The organism is Paucibacter hankyongi (assembly GCF_037482915.1).
Taxonomy (GTDB): domain Bacteria; phylum Pseudomonadota; class Gammaproteobacteria; order Burkholderiales; family Burkholderiaceae_C; genus Paucibacter_A; species Paucibacter_A hankyongi.
In genome coordinates this window covers 93,024-113,778 of record NZ_JBBHJX010000003.1, presented here as the reverse complement: position 1 = coordinate 113,778, position 20,755 = coordinate 93,024, and the positions used below count along the sequence as shown (strand labels likewise).

At 63.0% G+C, this 20,755-nt stretch carries 22 protein-coding genes and 1 pseudogene; 7 read left to right on the top strand and 16 right to left on the bottom strand.

Translation table 11 applies throughout. The features are described from left to right. Nucleotides 1-70 precede the first annotated feature (70 nt). The 3 genes from WG899_RS06505 to WG899_RS06495 all read left to right on the top strand — a co-directional run bounded on the left by WG899_RS06505 (nt 71) and on the right by WG899_RS06495 (nt 2,414). Nucleotides 71-451, top strand: coding sequence for a VOC family protein (locus WG899_RS06505; RefSeq protein ID WP_339594817.1), 381 nt, complete (start codon nt 71-73; stop codon nt 449-451). A gap of 11 nt (nt 452-462) precedes the next feature. Next, a complete protein-coding gene (locus tag WG899_RS06500) occupies nt 463-957 on the top strand; it encodes an EVE domain-containing protein (RefSeq protein ID WP_339594816.1) in 495 nt (164 codons plus the stop codon). A 317-nt stretch (nt 958-1,274) separates the two neighbouring features. Continuing rightward, the gene (locus WG899_RS06495) at nt 1,275-2,414 is read left to right on the top strand and encodes a hypothetical protein (protein WP_339594815.1); all 1,140 of its coding nucleotides are present in this window, start codon (nt 1,275-1,277) and stop codon (nt 2,412-2,414) included. A gap of 386 nt (nt 2,415-2,800) precedes the next feature. On the opposite strand, the gene WG899_RS06490 is transcribed toward WG899_RS06495, so the two are convergent. Both WG899_RS06490 and WG899_RS06485 read right to left on the bottom strand, forming a co-directional pair. Next, nucleotides 2,801-3,502, bottom strand: a complete 702-nt coding sequence (locus WG899_RS06490) for a carbohydrate binding domain-containing protein (RefSeq protein WP_339594814.1) — start codon at nt 3,500-3,502, stop codon at nt 2,801-2,803. A gap of 250 nt (nt 3,503-3,752) precedes the next feature. Continuing rightward, nucleotides 3,753-4,208, bottom strand: a complete 456-nt coding sequence (locus tag WG899_RS06485; protein WP_339594813.1) for a MerR family transcriptional regulator — start codon at nt 4,206-4,208, stop codon at nt 3,753-3,755. Nucleotides 4,209-4,309: 101 nt separating this feature from the next. On the opposite strand from WG899_RS06485, the gene WG899_RS06480 reads away from it, so the two are divergent. Next, complete coding sequence (locus WG899_RS06480; protein ID WP_339594812.1) at nt 4,310-5,224, top strand: MBL fold metallo-hydrolase; 915 nt, start codon at nt 4,310-4,312, stop codon at nt 5,222-5,224. 49 nt (nt 5,225-5,273) lie between these two features. Here WG899_RS06480 and WG899_RS06475 read toward each other — a convergent pair whose 3' ends face one another. The 6 genes and pseudogenes from WG899_RS06475 to WG899_RS06450 all read right to left on the bottom strand — a co-directional run bounded on the left by WG899_RS06475 (nt 5,274) and on the right by WG899_RS06450 (nt 10,260). Continuing rightward, entirely contained in the window at nt 5,274-6,593 is a 1,320-nt protein-coding gene (locus tag WG899_RS06475) for a M1 family metallopeptidase (RefSeq protein ID WP_339594811.1), read from the bottom strand. A gap of 70 nt (nt 6,594-6,663) precedes the next feature. Then, on the bottom strand, nt 6,664-7,422 hold the full coding sequence (locus WG899_RS06470) for an MgtC/SapB family protein (RefSeq protein ID WP_339594810.1): 759 nt from the start codon (nt 7,420-7,422) through the stop codon (nt 6,664-6,666). A gap of 141 nt (nt 7,423-7,563) precedes the next feature. Next, the gene (locus WG899_RS06465) at nt 7,564-7,911 is read right to left on the bottom strand and encodes an FKBP-type peptidyl-prolyl cis-trans isomerase (RefSeq protein WP_444718822.1); all 348 of its coding nucleotides are present in this window, start codon (nt 7,909-7,911) and stop codon (nt 7,564-7,566) included. A 30-nt stretch (nt 7,912-7,941) separates the two neighbouring features. Further along, nucleotides 7,942-8,286 (bottom strand): annotated as a pseudogene (locus tag WG899_RS06460) (FKBP-type peptidyl-prolyl cis-trans isomerase); the annotation flags it as partial. A gap of 28 nt (nt 8,287-8,314) precedes the next feature. Next, complete coding sequence (gene gluQRS / locus WG899_RS06455; RefSeq protein WP_339594809.1) at nt 8,315-9,277, bottom strand: tRNA glutamyl-Q(34) synthetase GluQRS; 963 nt, start codon at nt 9,275-9,277, stop codon at nt 8,315-8,317. Continuing rightward, nucleotides 9,274-10,260, bottom strand: a complete 987-nt coding sequence (locus WG899_RS06450; RefSeq protein WP_339594808.1) for a LysR family transcriptional regulator — start codon at nt 10,258-10,260, stop codon at nt 9,274-9,276. The genes gluQRS and WG899_RS06450 overlap by 4 nt, the downstream gene beginning before the upstream one ends. Nucleotides 10,261-10,409: 149 nt before the next feature. Between WG899_RS06450 and WG899_RS06445 the strand changes: the two genes are divergently transcribed. Further along, nucleotides 10,410-11,138, top strand: coding sequence for a pirin family protein (locus WG899_RS06445; protein WP_339594807.1), 729 nt, complete (start codon nt 10,410-10,412; stop codon nt 11,136-11,138). Nucleotides 11,139-11,210: 72 nt separating this feature from the next. After that, nucleotides 11,211-11,927, top strand: a complete 717-nt coding sequence (locus tag WG899_RS06440) for a DUF599 domain-containing protein (protein ID WP_339594806.1) — start codon at nt 11,211-11,213, stop codon at nt 11,925-11,927. A 65-nt stretch (nt 11,928-11,992) separates the two neighbouring features. Here WG899_RS06440 and WG899_RS06435 read toward each other — a convergent pair whose 3' ends face one another. The 8 genes from WG899_RS06435 to WG899_RS06400 all read right to left on the bottom strand — a co-directional run bounded on the left by WG899_RS06435 (nt 11,993) and on the right by WG899_RS06400 (nt 20,431). Beyond that, nucleotides 11,993-14,353 carry a CHASE domain-containing protein gene (locus tag WG899_RS06435; protein ID WP_339594805.1) on the bottom strand — a complete coding sequence of 787 codons (2,361 nt, stop codon included), beginning with the start codon at nt 14,351-14,353 and terminating at the stop codon, nt 11,993-11,995. Between the two features lie 24 nt (nt 14,354-14,377). Next, entirely contained in the window at nt 14,378-15,148 is a 771-nt protein-coding gene (locus WG899_RS06430; protein ID WP_339594804.1) for an ABC transporter ATP-binding protein, read from the bottom strand. An 11-nt stretch (nt 15,149-15,159) separates the two neighbouring features. Then, nucleotides 15,160-16,275: a succinylglutamate desuccinylase/aspartoacylase family protein gene (locus WG899_RS06425; protein WP_339594803.1), complete on the bottom strand. Its 1,116-nt coding sequence runs from the start codon at nt 16,273-16,275 to the stop codon at nt 15,160-15,162. 106 nt (nt 16,276-16,381) lie between these two features. Continuing rightward, on the bottom strand, nt 16,382-17,077 hold the full coding sequence (locus WG899_RS06420) for an ABC transporter permease (protein WP_339594802.1): 696 nt from the start codon (nt 17,075-17,077) through the stop codon (nt 16,382-16,384). Further along, a complete protein-coding gene (locus tag WG899_RS06415; RefSeq protein WP_339594801.1) occupies nt 17,074-17,778 on the bottom strand; it encodes an ABC transporter permease in 705 nt (234 codons plus the stop codon). The genes WG899_RS06420 and WG899_RS06415 overlap by 4 nt, the downstream gene beginning before the upstream one ends. A 6-nt stretch (nt 17,779-17,784) precedes the next feature. Next, a complete protein-coding gene (locus WG899_RS06410; RefSeq protein ID WP_339594800.1) occupies nt 17,785-18,570 on the bottom strand; it encodes a lysine/arginine/ornithine ABC transporter substrate-binding protein in 786 nt (261 codons plus the stop codon). Nucleotides 18,571-18,641: 71 nt separating this feature from the next. After that, nucleotides 18,642-19,610, bottom strand: a complete 969-nt coding sequence (locus WG899_RS06405) for an alpha/beta fold hydrolase (protein ID WP_339594799.1) — start codon at nt 19,608-19,610, stop codon at nt 18,642-18,644. Continuing rightward, entirely contained in the window at nt 19,607-20,431 is an 825-nt protein-coding gene (locus WG899_RS06400; RefSeq protein ID WP_339594798.1) for a sulfurtransferase, read from the bottom strand. Before WG899_RS06400 ends, WG899_RS06405 begins: the two co-directional genes overlap by 4 nt. A gap of 94 nt (nt 20,432-20,525) precedes the next feature. On the opposite strand from WG899_RS06400, the gene WG899_RS06395 reads away from it, so the two are divergent. Continuing rightward, on the top strand, nt 20,526-20,744 hold the full coding sequence (locus tag WG899_RS06395) for a SlyX family protein (protein WP_339595143.1): 219 nt from the start codon (nt 20,526-20,528) through the stop codon (nt 20,742-20,744). The last annotated feature ends 11 nt before the right edge of the window (nt 20,745-20,755 follow it).

Sequence of the window (20,755 nt, the reverse complement as noted above, 5' to 3'; positions counted from 1 at the left end):
TGACAGTGCCGGTTTTTACGATGCCTGACAGGTCCACCGAGGACCGCTTTCAAACTCAGGAGTGCATCGCATGAACCAACAGCCCAACTTCATTCTGCTCTACGTCGCTAGCCCGATCGAAAGCGCGGCTTTCTACGCCCGCGTCTTGGGCCGCGAGCCGGTCGAGAGCTCGCCGACATTCGCCATGTTCGCACTCGATGCTGGCCTGATGCTGGGCTTGTGGGCGCGTCATACGGTGCTGCCCACGGTGGATGCAGTCTCTCCGCACGCCAGCGGGGAGTTGGCTTTTGCCCAAGCCTCGAACGAGGCGGTGGACGCCGTCTATGGGGCCTGGCGCGAACTTGGCCTGCCCATCATTCAGTCACCGACGGTGATGGACTTCGGTTACACCTTCACCGCCATCGATCCGGATGGACACCGCCTGCGCGTGTTTGCGCCGAACGGGCAATGAGGGCGGGGGCATTGCCGCAGAGCGCTTGTTTGCCGGGCTTTGAGTTGGCGGCGCCCGCCTTGCCGCCTGCTCAGGTGGGGGCTGCGCGTTGCTGGATTGCGGTGGCCAGCGCCGAGCATGTGCGAATCGGTCGCGCGCAAGGCTTTATGCAGGTCTGCCATGGCAAGGCCGCGCCGCTGCGGCGTTTGCGCGCCGGTGATCGGGTGGCCTACTACTCGCCCAGCAGCCTGTTCGGTGGCAAGGACCGGCTGCAATCCTTCACCGCCCTGGGCCGGGTGCTTGATCGCGAGCCTTATGCCCACGATATGGGGGGCGGCTTTGTCCCGTTCCGGCGTGATGTGGATTGGTTGCAAGGGCAGGAAGCGCAGGAAGTTCCCATTCAGCCCTGGCTTGATCGCCTTGAGTTTTCACGCGGACAAAAGAACTGGGGCTACCAGCTGCGCTTCGGCCTGTTTGAAGTCAGCGCGCACGATATGGATTTGATTGCGGCAGCGATGGGGGGGTGAGCGTGCCCTGGCGGCCTCGCAGTTTTGCTTCGTTCGGCGAGGGCTAACTTCCGAATCGGATGCAATTGGATTGTTCAAACAAAGGTTCTTAGAGTCAGGAACACTCCCTCGATTCAAGGGGGCTCCGCCCCAATTCAGGGATATTCCTTAGCGATTGCAGGTCGAGGGCTGATGAGAATCGCGCCCATCGAAAACTCTGTAACTCAACGTACCTTGCCATTGGCCGCCCGTTCCGGCGAACGAGCAGCCTTGGCGGAGTGCGCGAACTAGAACGAATGACCTTGAGCCTCACAACACTCGAGCCTTTGACACGATTGATGGCCGCCCTGGCATTGGCCGGCGGCTTGTTCATGAGCCCGGCGAAAGCGCAGTCCTACCAAGTCCAAAACTTGAGCACGAACGGCATGTTTGCCTATGGTTTGAACGCCAAGGGCCAAGTGACCGGTAGCGTGCCGACCGACACCAGTTCCTCTCAAGCCTTTCTCTCTGGGCCGAATGGTGAAGGTGTTTTGGCGTACACCCATCTGGCGGGCCAGGCCACCGGCAATGCACTCAATGCTTCGGGTCAAATCGCCGGAGAGTTAATGGTCAGCGGTGGAGCCACCAAGGTTCAAGCCTTTGTCACCGGTGCGCAGGGACAGAATGCAACGATGCTCGGCGGCCTGGGCGGAAATGTGAGCACGGCCCGAGGTGTCAATGACAGCGGCACGGTGATTGGCTTCGCCCGCAATGCCAACAACAAGTTCCAGGCCGTCAAATGGCTGCCCAACAGCAGCGATGCGGTGCAACTGGCGAATCTCGGTGGCGACACCAGCGGCGCAAACAGCATCAACGCAGACGGGCTGATCGTTGGCAGTTCAGGCTTGAGCGACGGCAGCTTGCATGCCGTGGTCTGGGGTTTGAACGGCGCCGACATCACCGATCTGTCCACGCTGGGCGGACGTAGTAGCACGGCCATGGCCATCAATGGCATTGGACAGGTGGTGGGCAACTCGCGTGTGGCCGATGGCAGTCTGCACGCCTTTATCACCGGCGCCGCGGCCCAGGGCATGAGCGATCTGGGTACCTTGGGCTGGCTGCAAAGCCAGGCCTCTTATATCAACAATGCCGGCATGGTGGCTGGCATGTTGCTGAATGGCTCGGATGCCGATTCTTATCTCGCCGGCCACGTTTTCATCACCGGCCCGAACGGGCAGGGGATGGTGGACTTGAACAGCCTGGTGAATGTGGGGCAAGACCTGTATCTGAACGATGTCTGGGGCCTGAATGATGCTGGCCAGTTGCTGGTCAGCGACCAGAATGGCAATAGCTATCTGCTCAGCCCGGTACCGGAAGCTGCCAGTTGGGCCTATCTGCTGGCCGGGCTGCTGATGCTTGGGCTGTTGGGGCGCACTCACTGGGTTCGCTCAGTTAGCTCCGGTTCGCGCTCAGTGCTTTGTCTCATGCCTCAACGCTGAGCTGAGACCCATAGAAGTGCGGTCTCCACTCCGCACATCGGCACTGGCGCCATGGGTTGCGGCTTTGTCCCGTTTCGACACGATGCAGCTTGGCGGTAAGGGCAGGAAACGCCCATTCATCCCTGACATGGGCGCCTTAGGTCTTCTTGCGGGCAATTGAATTGGGGCTGCCAGCTGCGCTTTGGCATGTGTGAAATCAGTATGCGCGATATGGACTTGATTGCGGCAGCAACGGGGTTGATCCATAGTAAACGCTGGGGTCGGGCGGGCCACCCAAAATTTGGGCTTGGATCCCGGCGGAGCTCCAACCTTGCCTATTGGTGTTGGCAACAAACAAACGATTGAATATCGAAGTAGTTAACGCCAAAAGCTCAGGTGCGAATGCGTCATGTCAAACCGTTATGAAGCATATCGGCTGACGGCTTGGAAAAATGTCGAGCACGATGGGATCGAGTTCCCCCAAGGGCCAAAAGTGCAGCAGCGACCAGCGCAAATGAGCCGGGCTCGGGTAACTTGCCATTTCCAGTCGTATTGCTCGCATCAGGGCCGCTGACGGTCAGATTGTCGACGAAGGCAACACCGCTTGAGCCACCGCGTCCGATCGAAATGAGCTCTTGCATCCCGCTTGCCGTGAATGTGCTACTCAGATGCGACCACCCATAAGAGGCGCTTCCAGCTGTCGCGACGAGCGTGCCGCCGATGGCAATCTTGACGGGATCGCCCCAGTAGTCAATGCCGACCGTATAGGTTTGCCCGGCGATCAAGTTCTGCAATGTTTGCTCTAGCGCAGCGTTCGGCCCCGCTTCGACGCCGAATCCTGACAAGTCGACGAAATAGGAGCCCGCCGAAGCAAAGTAGCTGTCGTTGGTTGGATTCATCGCCCACGCCACCCCACGCCCATTTGCCTGGGTGACGGCCCAAGAAGTGATGGCCGTGGAGCCATCTGCAACGGCCATGTAGTTTGCGGATGTGTTCACCCAAGTATTCAGAGGGTTCTCAAAGCTTCCGTTCTGGACTATGGCTGCTTCGCCGGCTAGAGGGAGCGTCAGGAGAACTGCGATCGCACAAAAGACTGTATTGAGTTTCATGGCTGACTTCCTGTTCGGGGTCGATTGGCAGGACTAAGGAGTGCAGTAGCCGAAGAAGCCGACTCCAAAAAGTCTAAGCATTCAGAGTGCGGTCGAGTATATGCAGGCGCATGGGTCCGGCCAAGTGAAAAATCGAAACCTCGCAGGGAGGCCAGAGGAGGGTGACAGGTACTTGGTTGAAAGCCTTTTACCCGGGAGGCAATTGGCAAGACCCGACCCTTCGGCCACAGCATAGGCCGCAATAGATCGGTTAAGCCTTCGCTGCGCCGGGTGGCTTGAAGCTGCGTTTGCGTACCGCTGCCCCGGCGCCGCTGCCGCTGTCGGGAGCCACGGCGTCGTCCGTCACGAGCGTGCGCTCGGGCGTGCAGCGCAGTGCGGCGAAGGTGGCCGCGAGCTCGGTCTTCAGCAACTGCAGTTGCGTGATATGGGCGTCGATCTCCGCCATCTTGGTTTGCAACTGTTGCTCGATCTCGGCGCGGCCCAGTTTGCCCTGCGCCAACAGGGGCAAGATCGCGCGAATCTCTTGCAGCGAAAAGCCCAGCGCCTGCGCGCCGCGTATGAAGCGCAGTTGCTCAAGCTGGGCCGGCGCATAGCTGCGGTAGCCGTTCTCCTGCCGCGTCGCTGCCGCCAGCAAACCCTGCTTCTCGTAATAGCGCACGGTGTCGGTGGAGATCTGGCAGGCCCGGGCCAGCTGGCTGATGTTCATGGCGGCGACAAAAAAAGTGCGGTGGCGGCTTGACCTTGGAGCATAGACCAATCTTTAAGCTTGGTTTTCATCTCCTTCAACAGCTCTCAGTTAGCCAGCCCATGCGAACTTTCCTCTACCTCCTCGTGCAAATGCTGATGGCGTCAGCCATGCTGCTCAAGCCGGCAAGCGCTGCCCCAAGCCAGACGCCTCCGCTCCCTGAGATCGGCTTCGCCATCATCAAGACCTCGCGCGTTGCTGTGATGGAGGGCCTGCTGGTGCCCGGTGGCAGTTTCAGCAAACAGATTGACTCCAACTTCTCGGCTTTTTTGATCAAGCACCGGGATGAGTACTTTCTGTTTGACACCGGCATGGGCCGCCAGATCGGCGAGCAGTACCGTGCCGATATGCCGCTGTGGTGGCGGCCGTTTTTCAAATACGAGGCGCCTGTGTCGCCGGCCCGCGAGCAGCTTGACCGGGCGGGCATTGCGCCGCTGAGCCGGGTCATTCTCAGTCACAGCCATTGGGATCATGCCGGCGGCACGCTGGACTTTCCGGAGGCGAAGATCGGCGTGGCGGCCGCCGAGATGGACTTGATTCGCCATCCGACTCGCGGGCCGGGTGGCACCTGGGCCTCGCAGATCGCCAGCGAGTCCATCCAATGGGAGCAGTTGAAATTCCAGCCGCAGCCCTATCGCGGCTATGCGCAAAGCCTTGACCTGTTTGGCGACGGGACGGTGGTGCTGGTGCCCATGCCCGGCCACACGCCGGGATCGATTGGCCTGTTCCTGACGGTGGACAGTGGCCAGGTGTATTTCTTCATCGGCGATGTGGCCTGGACTGTGGACGCCATCAAGGCCGGTGCGCCGAAGTTCTGGGCCGCCGCCGCCCTGGTGGATGGCCATGCCGAGCAAACCCAGCACAGCGTAGAACATTTACGCAGCTTGATGCGGCAAGACCCGGCGCTGGTGCTGCTGCCGGCGCATGACAGCGCCACGCAAGATCGTTTGGGCTACTTCCCGCAGTGGGTCAAGTAGGCCAGGCCCCGACGGTTTTATCGAGCTCGCGGTTCAAAGTCTCATCGGCTCAATAGACCCACGCGTCAAACAGCGCCTGCAGACTGCGGCCGGCCTTGGCTTCCATCGCCACTTGTAGATCGTGGGCGCGCACCTGGCGGCCGGCATTGCTTTGTGTGTAGTGCTTGAATCCGGCCCAGAACTGTTGCTCGCCCATGTCTTGCCGCAGGGCCTGCATGAAGAGCGCGGCCTTGCTGTAGTGAATGGCGCGCTTCAGGCCGAGGCTGGGGTAGTCGCCGGGCCAACTCAAGGGCTTGTCGAAACCGGCGTCCTTGGCGCGTTGCCAGCCGCGGGTGGCGATGTCCATCTCGCGTTGGTAGGCCGCCTCGCCCCAGCGTTGTTGTTTCCAGGCGGCGGTCATGAAGACGGTGACGCCCTCGTTGAGCCAGAACTCGCTCCAGCTTTCGCAACTGATCAGCGTGCCCCACCACTGATGCGCCAACTCATGGGCGATGACCCAGTCCTCCTGCTCGGTCTCCAAAATGGGGTCCAGCATGCGGCGGCCGATCAGGGCATAACTGCTGGCCTCCTGCGCCACGCCGCCGGGCAGCAGCAACTGGCTGTAGCTGGGGTGGGACCGTGGCAGGCCGGCCTTGGCGCTGAAGAAGGCCAGCATGGCAGGCGTGCTTTTGAACTTGGCCAGCAAGGCCTCGGGCTCATCGGCCACACCCAAATAGTGCAGGGTCGTGGAATCTCTGCCGGAACCGCCTGCGCTTTGCGTTGCACGCGTAAAGCGGCCGGCGGCAAAACCCAGGGTGTAGAGCGGGTAGGGTTGGGCTTGCCGCCATTGCCGGTGCTGCTTGTCGCTGGCTTCGGTCGGCTGGCCGCTGGCGAGCGAGTCGTACCCCGCCGGCAGCTCCAGGCTCAGGCTCAAAGCCGCCCGCCCCAGATCGGAGCCCAGGCAGGGCAGCCAGCGGCAGGTGTGGAAGGCGGTGTAGACGTAGTCGGGGCCGAACACCAGTCCTTCGCCCGCCTTGGCGATGTAGTCCAGCATCAGGGTCAGGTCTTGCCTGGTGGCCAAATCGGGTGGCAGCGTGATCAACCAAGCGTCGGCCTGCTTTTGGGCAGACAGGGACTGGCCGTTGATCGACGCCTCGAGGATGTCGAGGTCCGGCGCATTCAGCCGCAGCCCTGTTTCGCTGTTGGGGCCGCGATGCAACTGGACGGAGGCCCGTGCAGCCACGGTCTGCTGCTTGAAATCGGGCCGCAGCTGCAAGTGATATGCCGGCGCCTGCCATTGAGCCAGGGCCGGCGAAGCGAGCAGGGCGCTGAGCAGGGCAGTCAGCAGGGCATGAAACTGGGGGAGGGACTTGCTCGCGCGGGGCTTCATCGGCAGCGGAGTGAGGGACGAGTTGAGAAACGAATTGAGGAGCGACAAGCAAGCCAGACTGTCAGGCGTTTCAGTTTCTCGCATGCGTGACGCGGAATTCGACCACGCCGGGGATCTCATGTACGTGGCTGGCAAAACGGGTCAGCGTTTCGCCACCAAAGTTGCGCTTGGCTGTGCAGACAAAGCGCCATTCTTCGCGCCCTCCCGACAGCTCAATGCTGAGCGAGCCTGGGGCGAAGCGGAAGCCGAGTTCGTCGGAGAACTTGACCAACTCGGCCTGTTGAAACTGGCGCTGAGGCTGGCCCCTCAGCATCACCGCAATGGCGGGATGCGAAGGCAAGTGGGATTCCAGTTTGGCACCCCACATCATCAGGCTGGCGCAGAGCAAGGTCAGCATGATGGCCGCGAAGTAAAAGCCCATGCCCAACAAGATGCCGATGGACGAGGCGGCCCAAAGCGAGGCCGCGGTGGTCAGGCCGCTGATGTTCATGCCCTCGCGCATGATGACGCCGGCACATAGAAAGCCGATGCCGGTGACCACGCCCTGGATCACGCGGGTAGGGTCGGCCAGTGCCGGCGGAATACTGCCACCCTGCAGGCCGCCGAACCATTGATGCGGGTAGGCCAGCAAGATGATCACGCCAGTGGAGGCCATGCAGACCAAGGCATAGGTGCGCATGCCGGCGGCGCGGCCGTGGAAGGCGCGTTCATAGCCGAGCACCAGACCTAGCACCATCGCACCCATGAGGTGGAACAGCATCAGTACATTGGCCTGCCATTGCTCGGCGGTCCAGTAGCGCAAGAGGTGGTCAAGGTCGTGCAGGTTCATCACATGTCTCCCGCAGTGGCTGACTGGCTAACTGGCTAGCCGCTTTGATGCTACGCCCACAGGAGCAATCGTCAGAAAGAAAAAAGGCCCCAATCGGGGCCTCTGTGTGTGTTCTTGTCCGTTCTGTTGCGTCGACCTGACTCAGACCGCCAGCAACTCCACTTCAAACAGCAGCGTGGCGTTCGGCGGGATCACGCCGCCGGCGCCGCGCGCGCCATAGCCCATTTCGGCGGGGATCACCAACATGCGGGTGCCACCGACCTTCATGCCTTGCACGCCTTCGTCCCAGCCGCGAATGACTTCGCCGCCGCCGAGTGCGAAACGGAACGGGTCGCCACGGTCCTTGCTGGAGTCGAATTTCTTGCCCTTGTTGCCGTTCTTGTAGAGCCAGCCGGTGTAGTGCACGGTGACGCGCTGGCCGGCCTTGGCCTCGGCGCCTTCGCCGACCACGGTGTCTTCAAACTGCAGACCGCTGGGATTGCTGGTCAGGTTCAATTCGACTGGGGTGTCGCCACCGCTCAAGCCGAGCAACTCGACTTCAAAGATCAGCGTGGCATTGGGCGGGATCACGCCGCCGGCGCCGCGCGCGCCATAGCCCAACTCGGCCGGGATGATCAGGGTACGGCTGCCGCCGATCTTCATGCCCTGCACGCCTTCGTCCCAGCCGCGGATGACCATGCCGCCATCGAGTTCGAATTTGAACGGTTGGCCGCGATCCTTGCTGGAATCAAATTTGGCGCCTTTGGCACCGTCTTTGTAGAGCCAGCCGGTGTAGTGCACGCTGACATCATGGCCGGACTTGGCCACGGCGCCGCTGCCTTCAACGGTGTCTTCGATTTGCAGGCCGCTTGGGGTGGTAATCATCTGGGGTCCTTCTGCCATCAGGGTTCGTTCAATTGCCGGGTGCGATTGTCGCAGGCGGCATGGCCGGCATCATGCCAGCAATTTTCTCCCGCCAGCCGGCCAGGGCCTGGCTCAGCACCTCGGTCACCGTGGCGCCTTCGGTGGGCAGGCCCAGCATCAGGGCGGCGGCGCCCAGCGCGCGTGCGGGTTCGCTCAAGTCCAGGGCGGCGGCGCCGTTTTGCTTGGAGAGTTTTTGCCCGTCCGCCGCCAGCACCAGCGGCGTGTGCAGATAGCGCGGGCGCGGCAGCCCCAGCAGTTGCTGCAGCCGGATCTGGCGCGGCGTGTTGTCGGCCAGATCTTCGCCGCGCACGATGTCGCTGATGCCTTGCGCGGCGTCGTCCACCACCACCGCCAACTGGTAGGCCCACAGCCCGTCGGCCCGTTGCAGCACAAAGTCGCCCACCTCGGTCGTCAGGTTCTGCGTCTGCGCACCCAGGCGCCGGTCTTGCCATTGCAGGGTCAGGTCTTGCCTGCCGGCCGCATCGGCGCTGCTGAGCAAGCGCCAGGCGCGCGCCGGCCGACCCTGCAGCCCCGCGCGGCAAGTGCCCGGGTAGACCAACTCGCCGTGTCGCTCGCTGTGTTGCCCCTGGGCCGTCAAGGCTTCGCTGATTTGCTTGCGCGAGCAGGCGCAGCCATAGGCCCAGCCGGCCGCGCGCAGGCGGGCCAGCGCCTCGGCGTACAGCGCGTCGCGGCTTGATTGCCACACCGGCGCCTCGTCCGGCAGCAGACCGCAGCGTGTCAACTGGTCCAAGATCAGCCGGTCGATGCCGGGCGGGCAGCGTGGCCGGTCGACATCTTCAATGCGCACCAACCACCGGCCGTGATGGGCGCGGGCATCGAGCCAGCTGGCCAGCGCCGCCACCAAGGAGCCGGCGTGCAAGGGGCCGGTGGGCGAGGGCGCAAAGCGGCCGATGTAGGGCTCGCGCTGAAGCGCGGCTTCGGCCGGGTTCAAAGAATCAGCCCTTCATGCTGTTCCAGCAGCGCCTTGCGGGTGTTGGGGCTTTGCAATTGCTGCAGCCACCAGGCCAGCGCCATGCCGGGTGCCTGAGCCCCGGCTGCGCCGCTTTTGCGCCAGGCGTAGTGCAGCGGGAATCGACTCGGGGTTTGCTTGCGGCGCAATTCGACCAGCCGGCCGGCCTCGATATGGCGGCACACCATGGCGCGCGGCAAACTGCCGCAGCCGATGCCACGCAACATGGCCTCGAGCTTGCTAGCCATCGAAGGCAGGGTCAGCACCTCTTGGCCGGGCATGACGCCAATCGTCATCGGCGCCAGATTGCGGGCCGTGTCGGCCACCGCAATGATGCGGTGCTCGGCAATGGTGCTGGACTCCAGCGGCTCCGTGTATTGGGCCAGCGGGTGATGCGGCGCCACGCAAAAAATCATCTCCATCTCGCCCATCGGCTCGCAATGCACCGCGCTGCCGGGGGGCTGGGCCGAGGTGCCGATGGCCAGATCGGCCTGACCGGAGATCAGCGCTTCCCAGGTGCCAGACAAAACCTCGACGCGCAGCTTCAGCCGGGTCGGCGGTGCGGCTGGCGCCTCGGGGCTGCCGGCCTTGATTTGGTAGAAGGCCTCCATCAGATCAAACAAGGCACGGCGGGCGATGGCATCGTCGATGACCAGGGTCAGCTCACTCTCCCAGCCGGTGGCAATGCGGCGCACCCGGTTCGCCACCGCGTCGATCTCCTGCAACAGGCGCCGGCCTTCGACCAGCAGTTCTAGTCCGGCCGCGGTCAGCTCGGCCTGGCGTGAGCGCCGGTCAAACAGCAGAACATCCAGCGCTTCTTCGAGTTGGCGCACGCTATAGGTCAGGGCCGATGGCACCTTGCCCATCTCGCGTGCGGCGGCCGCAAAGCTGCCGGTGCGGGCGATGGTGTCCATCATGCTGAGCGCTTCGGGGGTCAGCGCACGGTATTTGTCCGGCTTGTGCATCGGGGAAGGGGTTCGGGCGGGGCTTCATCTTATTTGAACGTTGCCTTCAAGGTCGCGCGACCGTCAATGATCCGGGCTGGTCTACATTGAATACAGGCGGCAGTCAGCGAGGCCATAGGTCCCGAGGCGAGCCCCGCAGGAGTGTCCCCATGCTTGAACTGATCAAATCTTCGGAACGCGGTTATGCCGATCACGGCTGGCTGAAGTCCTTCCACAGCTTTTCTTTTGCCGACTACTTTGATGCCAAGCGCATGGGTTTTGGGGCCTTGCGCGTCATCAATGAAGACCGCATCGCACCGGGTACCGGCTTTGGCACGCATGGTCATCGCGATATGGAGATCATCAGTTATGTGCTGGCCGGTGAGTTGGCGCACAAAGACAGCATGGGCAACGGCACCGCGGCCGGCGCACACAGCGGCGTGATCCGGTCCGGCGATGTGCAGCGCATGAGCGCCGGTGCCGGCGTGCGCCACAGCGAGTTCAACCACGCCGAGGGGCAGAGCACGCATTTTTTGCAAATCTGGATTCAGCCCGACGCCGACCGCTTGGGCATACCGCCCAGCTATCAGCAGACCCACTTTGCCGACAGTGAAAAACGTGGCCGCTTGCGCCTGATTGCTTCGCCCGATGGCGCAGAAGGTTCGGTCAGCATGAGCGCCAATGCCCGGCTGTATGCCGGCCTGTTGGACGGTGCGGAGCGCGTACGCCTGGATCTGGCGGCAGGGCGCCTTGCCTACGTGCATCTGGTGCGCGGCAGCTTGCAGGTGAATGGCCAAAGCCTTGCGGCCGGCGATGCGCTGCAGCTGCGCGAGGAGGCGGCCGTGCTGTTGGAGGCAGGGCTGGATGCCGAAGTGCTGGTGTTTGATCTGGCGAGCTGAGGGCCGTTTGCGAGCATTGGGCAGGATCGGCACTATCCTGTCGATCTGCCTGAGTTCTCTGCGAATGTCTTCATGAAAAATCTGCACGACCTGCTCGCCTTTTTGCCGCTGTTCGATTGGTTGGCGCTGTTTGTCTTTTTTGCGGCCTGGCTGGGCTATGCAAGCTTTGCCAAGCAGCGCGCTCATTACGAAGGCTCCTTGCTCGCGGCCACGAATCTGGAGCGCTGGCGCTGGATGTACCAGGCCACCTTCCGTGAGGTGCGGGTGGTGGACGGCGTGGTGGTGCAGAACATGTCCACCAGCCCCTCGTTTTTCGCATCCACCACCATCCTGATCATCGGCGGCCTGTTGGCCATTTTGGGTGCGGGGGAGAAGGCCTCCGAGTTGGTGCGTGAACTGCCTTTTGCGGCGCGCACATCCGAGCTGGTGTTTGATCTGAAGCTGGTCTTGTTGACGTCGATCTTTGTGTATGCCTTCTTCCGCTTCACCTGGAGCATGCGGCAATACACCTTTGGCGCCTTGTTGGTGGGCTCGGCGCCCGAGTACACCCAGTTCGAGCGCGGCGAGGCTTCGCGCGAGGTGTTTGCCGACCGCGCCGGCCGCGTCATGGGTTTGGCGGCCGAGACCTTCAACGATGGCTTGCGCGCCTACTACCTCTCCTTCGCTGCGGTGGCCTGGTTCTTTTCACCCTGGGCATTTCTGGTTGCCACCGCGGGCGTGATCTATGTGCTGTATCAGCGCGAGTTCCACTCCGATGTGCTGAAGGTCTTGCGCTCCGACCCACCCTGAGGGCAGGGGCGGCGCTGTGTGCCCAAGGTCTTGTACCTAAGGGCTTGTGCTTCAGAACTTTGGCGTCAGGGCTTGGGAGTCGGCGCCTTCACGGGCAGCGTGATGCTGACGGTGGTGCCCCGGCCCGGCGTGGACTCGATCGTCAAACTGCCGCCCAAGGTCTTGGTGACCAGGTTGTTGACGATGGAGATGCCCAGCCCGCTGCCGCCACGGCCAATCTTGGTGCTGAAAAATGGCGTGAAGAGTTTGTCCAGCGTGGCCGCGTCCATGCCGCAGCCATTGTCCCGGCAGATGATGCGTACATGATCCGGCCCGGCGGCCACCGCGCTGATGTGCAGTTCGCCCGCCGACATGCCTTCGAAGGCGTGCAAATAGGCGTTGTTGATCAGATTGGTCAGCGCTTGTTCGAGCGGGCCGGGGTAGCTGTCGAGCTTCAGGCCCTCGGGAATCTCCAGGCTGATGCGGTGCGGCTGTAGCCGCAGGCCGGGGGCCAAGGCGTCCAGCAATTCCTGCATCACCATGCGCAGGTCAAAGTCGCGGCGCTGTTCGCTGGCCTGGTCGGCCGCCACCTGGCGGAAGCTGCGCATCAAGTCGGTGGCGCGTTCCATATTGCGCACCGCCAACTCGCTGCCCTCCAGTACCTGGGCGACAAACTGATTCAACTCACTGCGCCGCAAGCCCCCCGCTTCCAGCGAGCGTTGGAACTCCTTGGCGACGGCCGCCAGTGTGCTGGCGCCGATCAGGCTATTGCTCATCGGGGTGCTGAGTTCATGCGAGACGCTGGCCACCATGGTGTTCAGCGCCGCCCGGGCTTCGCTGCGGAACAAGGCCTCGCCCGAGTGGTGCAGCTTCAGCATGGCTTCTTCCAGCTCTGCGCTGCGCTCGGCCACTCTTTGCTCCAGCGTGCTGTTGAGCTCCAGAATGCGGGCTTCGGCCTGCTTGCGTGCTTCGATCTCGACCATGGTGCCGGCAATCGTCAAGGCCCGGCCTTGCCCATCGCGCCGCATTACCTTGCCGCGCGCCGAGACCCAGATCCAGCGGCCATCAAGGTGGCGGCGCCGGAACTCGGCCACATAGGCCGGAGACTCACCATTCAGGTGCTTCAACAAGAGCTGGCTGACCACGGGAAGGTCGTCTGGGTGGCAGTCCTCCTGCCAGCGATAGCCTGTGCGCACGCGGTAGTCGGCCGGCTTGAGCCCGGCGATTTCGCACCAGCGATCATTGACCCACATCTGATCGCTTTCGAAGTCATATTCCCAACTGCCGGCGCCAGTGCCTTCGATCACGTTTTGCAGGCGTTGGCGCTCGTCGATCAGTGAGCGCTGTGCATTCAGCAGCTTGCGCCGGTCTTGCAGGATGCGGCCCGCGGTATAGCTCAGCAGCAGGGTGGCCAGCAGGCCCACGCCCAGCACCGCGCCGGCATAACTGCTTGGCAGTGCGGCAAAAAATGCGGGCCTGGGGTGCAGCACGACGTGCCAGCTGCGGTGCGCCACGTCCAGTGTCTTGATGTGGTCGCGAGGGCGCCCGGTCTGCACCACCTCGCCGGCCTGGGTGCGCAGATCACTGTCCGGGCCGATGCCGGCGAAGATCGGTTTGCTCAGCGACATGCCTTTGTCGAACACCAGCAGGTCCAGATGCGCGGCGTTGGCGCGCTCGGCGGCCTGCTTCAGCAAGGGCGGCAATTCGATCACCGCGGCCAGATAGCCGCGCAGGGCGCGCGACTGTGCGGCGGTCTCTGCTGGGCTGTTGGCGAACACCGGTGCGGTGATCGCAAAGCCGAATGCGGAGGAAGAGGCGATGTCCCCATACAAAACTCGAAAACTCTCCGAGGCCACCGGCTCACCGAGTGCCGCAGCCTGCAACTTGGAGCTCATCCGCAGCGGGCTGGTTGCCAGGTTGTAGCCCAGCGCCGCACCTTGTTCGGGCCAGGCATAGAGAATCGGCACATAGTGATCGCGCGGCGGCGCCGGCAGCCAGGTGCCGTTTTTCTCATCCGGTTCCACCACCCGGTAGCCTTGCAAACCTTGGGCGCGGGCATCCAACTCAAATTGCGCCCGCGCGGACGCGGGCACCAGTGGTTGCCACTCCAGCACACCCACACTGGGCAGCTGCCGGATCAGCCCTTGCGCATAGCGATTGAAATCGGCGCGCCGCAGTTGAGGCTGCTGCTCCAGCATCAGGCCGCCGTTGCGGGTCGCTTCGGTGGCGCGGGTCAGTTCCAGTTCGACCGAGCTCAAGACGGTCTGGACGGCGGCGCCGAGGATCTCTTCCTGACGCAGCGCCTCGGCATCACGCAGCGTGCGGTAGCCGAGGCTGCACAGCGCCACGCCTGCCAAGGCGACGGCCGCAATCAGCAGGCCATCTAGCAGGCCCGGGCGCAGGGCCCCGTTGCGGGGCGCCTTGTTGGCGGTGGCTGAGCTCGTCATGATTCAGCCTGAGTTTAGGGCCGCTTACTTCAGTCCGCCGCTCAAAAATTGCTGCAAACGCTGGCTTTGCGGTTTCAGCAGCACCTCGCGTGGATTGCCTTCTTCTTCGACCCGGCCCTGGTGCAGGAACAGGGTGTAGTTGGAGACCTCACGGGCGAACCCCATCTCGTGGGTGACGACGATCATCGTGCGGCCTTCGGCGGCCAGGTCGCGCATCACTTTCAAGACTTCGCCGACCAACTCCGGGTCCAGTGCCGAGGTGGGCTCGTCGAACAGCATCACCTCGGGTTCCACCGCCAGCGCGCGGGCAATCGCCACACGCTGCTGCTCACCGCCAGACAGCTGGGCGGGATAGACATCCTTGCGATGGCTGACGCCGACGCGGGCCAGCAAGGCTTCGGCCTTGGCAATCGCCTCAGCGCGCTGCACACCCAGCACGTGGATGGGGGCCTCGATGACGTTTTCAATCACCGTGCGGTGGCCCCAGAGGTTGAAGTTCTGGAACACCATGGCCAGGCGCGAGCGCCAGTGCTGCAGCTGCTTGGCATCGGCAGATTTGAGGCTGCCGTCGCGGTCTCGCACCAGCTTGAGCTCTTCGCCGTTCAGCGACAGGCGGCCTTCATACGGCTGCTCCAACAGGTTCAGACAGCGCAAGAACGTGCTCTTGCCGGAACCGCTGGAGCCGATCAGGGTGATCACATCGCCGGTCTTGGCCGACAGCGACACGCCCTTCAGGACCTCGCGCTCGCCATAGCGTTTGTGCAGGTTTTCAACAATCAGACTGGCTTCAGACATGGCCTTCTTTCTCAAGCGCTCAGCAATTTGCCGGTGCGGGTGGCCTGCAGGCCAGCGACCTTCGCGATCTTCATGCCGGCCGCCGCAAAGCGAACGAAATCGCGGGCGAAGAACAAGCCGTCGATCGGGCTCTTCAGTTCGGTCACGCTGCCGGTGAAGGGGCAGATCAGATGGGCCAGCACATCGCCGGCCGCAACGGTTTCACCTGCCTGGCGTAAAAAGGTCAAGACGCCGGCGGTCTCGCACTTGATCGGTATGCTGCCGGCCAAGGGGCGGGCGTCGCCTACGGCGGCCGGCATGGGCGGCACCGGCCCATTGATGAGGCCGCGGTAGCTCAGGAAGTCGATGATGTTTTGCGCATCGGCCTCGGCCAAGCCATGCTCCACATCCGCCATGCCGCGCAATTCAACCGTGACCGACAGGCAAGCCTGCCGAATCGGGAAGCGCCCGGCGAAGCGTTTGTCCCATTTCCACCAAACCTGCGAGCAGGCTTCGTCAAAGGGGTTGTCGCCGGAGTCTTGCGCCAGCAAGGTCACGCGCGAACCGAGGTAGTTGGACAGCGCTTCGCATTCGGGCCAGCAAGGCGTCTCGGTGTAGAGGTGCAAGACGGCCTGGGCGTCGCAATGCAGGTCGAGCACGATGTCGGCGTCGCAAGACATCTGCATCAGCAAGCGGCGCAAGGACTGCAACTCGGTGTCAACCGGCGCGGCCTTGATGGCCTTCAGCAACTCGCGCCGCAGCACCTGCACGTTATGGTTGGCGTCGGGGCCCAGCTCGCTTTCGGCGGCCAGCGCGGCGGCCTCGATCTGGTCGGGGTAGTGGCGGTTGAAGTTCTCGCCGCTGCCGGCCTCGAAGCGGCCGAGGTGCATGTGCAAGGCGTATTGCGACAGCCCGATCGGGTTGGCGACCGGCACCAGGATGATTTCACCGTCGATGCGGCCGGCGGCCTCCAGCGCGTCGAGCTTTTGCCGCAGATGGTGCGCGACCAGCATGCCGGGCAATTCATCGGCATGCAGCGAAGCCTGGATATAGGCCTTCTTGCCGCCGGGCTTGCCGTAATGCAGCGAGATCAGTTCGCGCTGCGTGCCGGGGGCGGGGGAGATCAGTGAGTGGCGTTGGAGTTGCATCGAGATGAACAATCAGGTCTATGGGCCGCGGCGCTGGGCTTGAACAAAGCTGTGGCGAAAGAGGGGCGAGGGATGAGCGAGGTATGGGCGAGATGACTGCGCGACTTCAGCGCGGCATCAAGGGCTTGAGCCAACGCGCCTCGGCCTTGTGGAACAGGCCCACCAGGGTCAGCGTCATCAGGAAGTAGAAAATCGCTGCGGTGATGAAGGCCTCGAAGGGGATGTAATAGGTCGAATTGACCTGGCGTGCCGCACCGGTCAGGTCCAGGATGGTGACGATGCTGGCCAGCGAGGTGCCGTGCAGCATGAAGATCGCTTCATTGCTGTAGGCCGGCAGCGAGCGGCGCAGGGCCGAGGGCAAGATGATGCGGCGAAACATCACCCAGCGGCTCATGCCGATGGCCTTGGCGGCTTCGATCTCACCGGCCGGCAGGGCCTTGATGGCGCCGGCAACGATCTCGGTGGTGTAAGCACAGGTGTTCAGCACAAAGCTCAAGCAGGCGCAAAACCAGGCCGAACTCAAATAGGGCCAAAGCACGCTTTCGCGCACCGCCTCGAACTGGGCTAGGCCGTAATAAATCAGAAACAGCTGCACCAGCATCGGCGTGCCGCGGAACACATAGGTGTAGACCCAGATCAGGCGTGAAACCACGGCGCCCCAGCCTCCGCTGAGACTGCGCAAGACGCCCAGCGGCACGGCAAACAGCAGGCCCAGAACGAGCGATATCACCAGCAACTGAAACGTCGCCAGCGCACCGTCCAAATAGAGCGGTAGGTTCTCAACAATGGCTTCGAAATTCATAGGGCACTCTTTCGCACGCCGGTCGAGAAGCGCTTCTCCAGCCAGTTGAAGAGGAACTCACTGGCGGTGGTGAAGAGCAGGTAAATCAGGGCAACCGCCAGATAAAAGACAAAGGGCTCGCGGGTGGAACCGGCGGCTTGCTGGCCGCGTGTCATCAGGTCAGAAAGACCGATCACCGACACGATGGCCGTGCTCTTGATCAGCACCAGCCAGTTGTTCGACAGACCCGGCAAGGCGTGGCGAAACATCTGCGGCCAAGTGATGCGCCAGGCGATCTGCCAGGGCGTTAGGCCGAAAGCCAGACCGGCCTCGCGCTGCCCCGGCGGCACGGCCAAGAAGGCGCCGCGGAAGGCTTCGGTCAGATAGGCGCCGAAGATGAAGCCAATCGTCAGCACACCGGCGACGTAGGGGTTGATGTCGATGTATTCGTCGTGGCCCAGGCTGGTCGCGATGGTATTCACCGCCACTTGACCGCCGTAGAAGATCAGGAGCATCAGCACCAGATCGGGCACCCCGCGGATCAGCGTGGTGTAGAGGTAAGCGAGGGCGCGGGCGAAACGCCACTTCGACAGCTTGGCCATCGCGCCCATCAGTCCCAGCGTCATTGCCATGGCCAAAGAGGCCAGGGCCACGCTCAGCGTGACCCCAGCACCCTCCAGCAGGCTGGGCAGGAAGTCAATCAACAGTCCTTGCAAAGCCATCAGGTCTTATTTCTTCGGAGCGATGTCGTAAGGGAAGTACTTGTCATTGAGCTTTTTGAAGGTGCCGTTGGCGGCCACGGCTGCAATCGCGTCATTGAACTTCTTGCCCAGGGTCTTTTCGTCGGCCTTGCGCATGCCCACGCCCGAGCCGGTACCGAAGTACTTCACATCGTCGTAGTTGGGGCCGATCATGCCGAAGCCCTTGCCTTCGGGCTTGCTCAGGAAGCCTTGGTCGATGGCCACCAGGTCGGCCAGCGTCAATTCGATGCGGCCCGACTTCAGGTCCAAAAAGGCCTGGTCCTGAGTGGCGTAGCGAACGATTTCGCTTTGCTTGAACATGGCCGCGGCAAACTTTTCGTGGATGGTGGCGCGCTGCACGCCGATCTTCTTGCCCTTCAGGCCGGCGGGCGAGAAGTCCAGCTTGGCATCGGCCTTGCCGGCGAAGCGGGCGGGCGTGTTGTAGTAGGCGTTGGAGAAGGCGATGGTCTTCTTGCGCTCGTCGGTGATGGAGACCGAGGCGATGATGGCGTCCACCTTCTTGGCTTGCAGGGCCGGGATCAGGCCGTCGAAGTCTTGTTGCACCAGGGTGCACTCGGCTTTCATCTCGGCGCAATAGGCCATAGCCAGGTCGATTTCGAAGCCCTTGAGCTTGCCGTCGGCGCCGACTTCAGAGAAGGGAGGGTAGGCGCCTTCAACGCCAATGCGGATCTTCTTCCATTCTGGCGCCTGGGCTTGAGCGACGAGGGCGCTGCAGCCGAGGGCGATCAGGGCAATCAGTTGACGTTTTTGCATGGCATCTCCAGGGAAGTGGTGAGTAATGAAACCGAAGCGAGCATCTTGCTATGGATGCGAGGCCTCGGCACCTAGGGTTTGAGCGTAGTCAGAAACGCTTGTACCGGTGCCAGGCTGGCGGCCGGGTTTTCTTCGTGCGGCACATGGCCCAAGCCCGGCAGGGTGACCAGGCGGCTGCCGGCGATATCACGTGCGAAAGCCTGGCCGTTGACCGGGGGGATCAAGCGGTCGCGTTCGCCCCACAGAATCAGCGTCGGCAGGCGCAGCTGTTGGATGCGATCGACATGGTTGCCAAACTGCATTTGCACCAGGCGCTGATTCAAGGCCAGGCGGTTGCCGGCGCGCAGGGTCAGTTCGAAGTAACGGTCGATCAGCTCCGGTGTGACTTTGGCCGGGTCGCCATACACGCTGCGCACACTGGCGGCCACCAACTGGCGGGGCAAGAGGTACTGGCTCAGCCAGCTGACACCCGGTAGGCGCGCCAGGTAAAAGCCCAGCGGCACCACCTCGGGCTTGAAGTCATAGCCACTTGCGTCGACCAGGATCAGGCCGGCGGCCAGCTCGGGCCGGTCGGCCGCTACCGTCCAAGCCACCTCACCGCCGAGCGAGTTGCCCGCCAAGACGGCGCGTTGGATCTTCAAATGGTCGAGCAGCCGGCCGACGAAGGCGCTGTAGGCCTCGATGCTGTAGTCGCCCTGGCTGGCGGGGCCGGTCAGGCCAAAGCCGGGCAGGTCGAAGCTGATAACGCGGCGGCTTTTGCTCAGCTCCGCGACCCAGCCGGCCCAGGTGTGCAAGCTCGCCGAAGTGCCGTGAATCAGCACGATGGGCTGCGGGTCATCCGCTGGGCCTTGGTCGCGCAGATGCACCAGCTGGCCGTTCAAATCAATGAACTCCGACGGCGGCGGCGCCCACAGCGGCAGCAGGCTTTCCAGCGAACGGTCCTCTGCCTTGGTGGCCGCAAAGCCCAAGGCCGCGGCAAGCAGCACAACCCCCAGCAGGCGCAGCAAGAGATCGGGCCAAGCCAAGCGTTGCACGCTCATCCGGCGCTGACCTTGCTTTCTGTGGTGCCGCTTGGCTTGGCCCGGTGGGCCTCGCTCGCAGGGCGTTGAATCTCGGCGGCGGCGTGCAGGCCGGCGTCCAGCGCCTCGCGCTCGTCAAAGACAAAACAGCTGCCCTGGTAATGCGGGCCGCCGGTTTCTTCGAAGTACTTGAGGATGCCGCCTTCGAGCTGGTAGACCGGGCCGTCCAGGCCTTGCTGCTGCAGGTAGATGGCGGCCTTTTCACAGCGGATGCCGCCGGTGCAAAAGCTCACCACCGTCTTGCCCATCAGCTCCTCGCGGTGCGCCTGTACGGCCTCCGGGAACTCGCTGAACTTGGCGATGCGCCAGTCGATGGCGCCCTCAAAGGTGCCGTAGTCCACCTCAAAAGCGTTGCGGGTGTCCAGCGTCACGACCGGGCGGCCTTCATCGTCATGGCCTTGCTCCAGCCAACGCGCCAGCGTCACCGCGGGCAGGGACGGCGCACGCGGCAGCGCGTCGGGCCGGATTGCCGGGTGGTTCATGCGGATGATTTCGTTCTTGACCTTGACCAGCAGTTTGCGAAACGGCGTGCTCTCGCTCCAGCTTTCTTTCGGCGCCAGGTCGGCAAAGCGGGCGTCTTCGCGCAGCGCGTCGACCCAGGCGTTCACCGCCGTGCCGCTGCCGGCCAGGAAGAGATTGATGCCTTCCTCGGCCAACAGCACCGTGCCCTTCAGCTCCAGGTCCAGGGCGCGCTGGTACAGGGTTTCGCGCAGCGCCGCGCAGTCCGGCAGGCTGACGAATTTGTAGGACGAGATGTTCAGGACGGGGAGAGATGCGTTCATGTCTTTGGGCATGGGTCAGCCTGAATTGTAGGCAAGTGCTCGCGCGCGCCCGGTGCGCTCCCTGCTTGAGCCCAAGATGAAGTCCAATACAGGCATGAATTCCACCCATGACACCGAAGAGCGCCTGATCGAGTTGGAGATCAAGGCCTCGTTCAGCGAAGACCTGCTCGATCAGTTGAACCAGATCATCACCCGCCAGCAGGACCAGATCGATGCCTTGCGGCGCGAGGTGGCGGCGCTGCGCCAACAGATGCCCGAGGCCGGCGGCCCGGTGTTTCGCAGCTTGCGAGATGATTTGCCGCCGCACTATTGAATCAACTGGGC

Bases quoted from the DNA above. Each gene is read 5' to 3' on its own strand.
- WG899_RS06505 (WP_339594817.1), top strand. From the start codon at position 71: ATGAACCAACAGCCCAACTTCATTCTGCTCTACGTCGCTAGCCCGATC.
- WG899_RS06495 (WP_339594815.1), top strand. From the start codon at position 1,275: ATGGCCGCCCTGGCATTGGCCGGCGGCTTGTTCATGAGCCCGGCGAAA.
- WG899_RS06490 (WP_339594814.1), bottom strand. From the start codon at position 3,502: ATGAAACTCAATACAGTCTTTTGTGCGATCGCAGTTCTCCTGACGCTC.
- WG899_RS06485 (WP_339594813.1), bottom strand. From the start codon at position 4,208: ATGAACATCAGCCAGCTGGCCCGGGCCTGCCAGATCTCCACCGACACC.
- WG899_RS06480 (WP_339594812.1), top strand. From the start codon at position 4,310: ATGCGAACTTTCCTCTACCTCCTCGTGCAAATGCTGATGGCGTCAGCC.
- WG899_RS06475 (WP_339594811.1), bottom strand. From the start codon at position 6,593: ATGAAGCCCCGCGCGAGCAAGTCCCTCCCCCAGTTTCATGCCCTGCTG.
- WG899_RS06470 (WP_339594810.1), bottom strand. From the start codon at position 7,422: ATGAACCTGCACGACCTTGACCACCTCTTGCGCTACTGGACCGCCGAG.
- WG899_RS06450 (WP_339594808.1), bottom strand. From the start codon at position 10,260: ATGCACAAGCCGGACAAATACCGTGCGCTGACCCCCGAAGCGCTCAGC.
- WG899_RS06445 (WP_339594807.1), top strand. From the start codon at position 10,410: ATGCTTGAACTGATCAAATCTTCGGAACGCGGTTATGCCGATCACGGC.
- WG899_RS06440 (WP_339594806.1), top strand. From the start codon at position 11,211: ATGAAAAATCTGCACGACCTGCTCGCCTTTTTGCCGCTGTTCGATTGG.
- WG899_RS06435 (WP_339594805.1), bottom strand. From the start codon at position 14,353: ATGACGAGCTCAGCCACCGCCAACAAGGCGCCCCGCAACGGGGCCCTG.
- WG899_RS06430 (WP_339594804.1), bottom strand. From the start codon at position 15,148: ATGTCTGAAGCCAGTCTGATTGTTGAAAACCTGCACAAACGCTATGGC.
- WG899_RS06425 (WP_339594803.1), bottom strand. From the start codon at position 16,275: ATGCAACTCCAACGCCACTCACTGATCTCCCCCGCCCCCGGCACGCAG.
- WG899_RS06420 (WP_339594802.1), bottom strand. From the start codon at position 17,077: ATGAATTTCGAAGCCATTGTTGAGAACCTACCGCTCTATTTGGACGGT.
- WG899_RS06415 (WP_339594801.1), bottom strand. From the start codon at position 17,778: ATGGCTTTGCAAGGACTGTTGATTGACTTCCTGCCCAGCCTGCTGGAG.
- WG899_RS06410 (WP_339594800.1), bottom strand. From the start codon at position 18,570: ATGCAAAAACGTCAACTGATTGCCCTGATCGCCCTCGGCTGCAGCGCC.
- WG899_RS06405 (WP_339594799.1), bottom strand. From the start codon at position 19,610: ATGAGCGTGCAACGCTTGGCTTGGCCCGATCTCTTGCTGCGCCTGCTG.
- WG899_RS06400 (WP_339594798.1), bottom strand. From the start codon at position 20,431: ATGAACGCATCTCTCCCCGTCCTGAACATCTCGTCCTACAAATTCGTC.
- WG899_RS06395 (WP_339595143.1), top strand. From the start codon at position 20,526: ATGAATTCCACCCATGACACCGAAGAGCGCCTGATCGAGTTGGAGATC.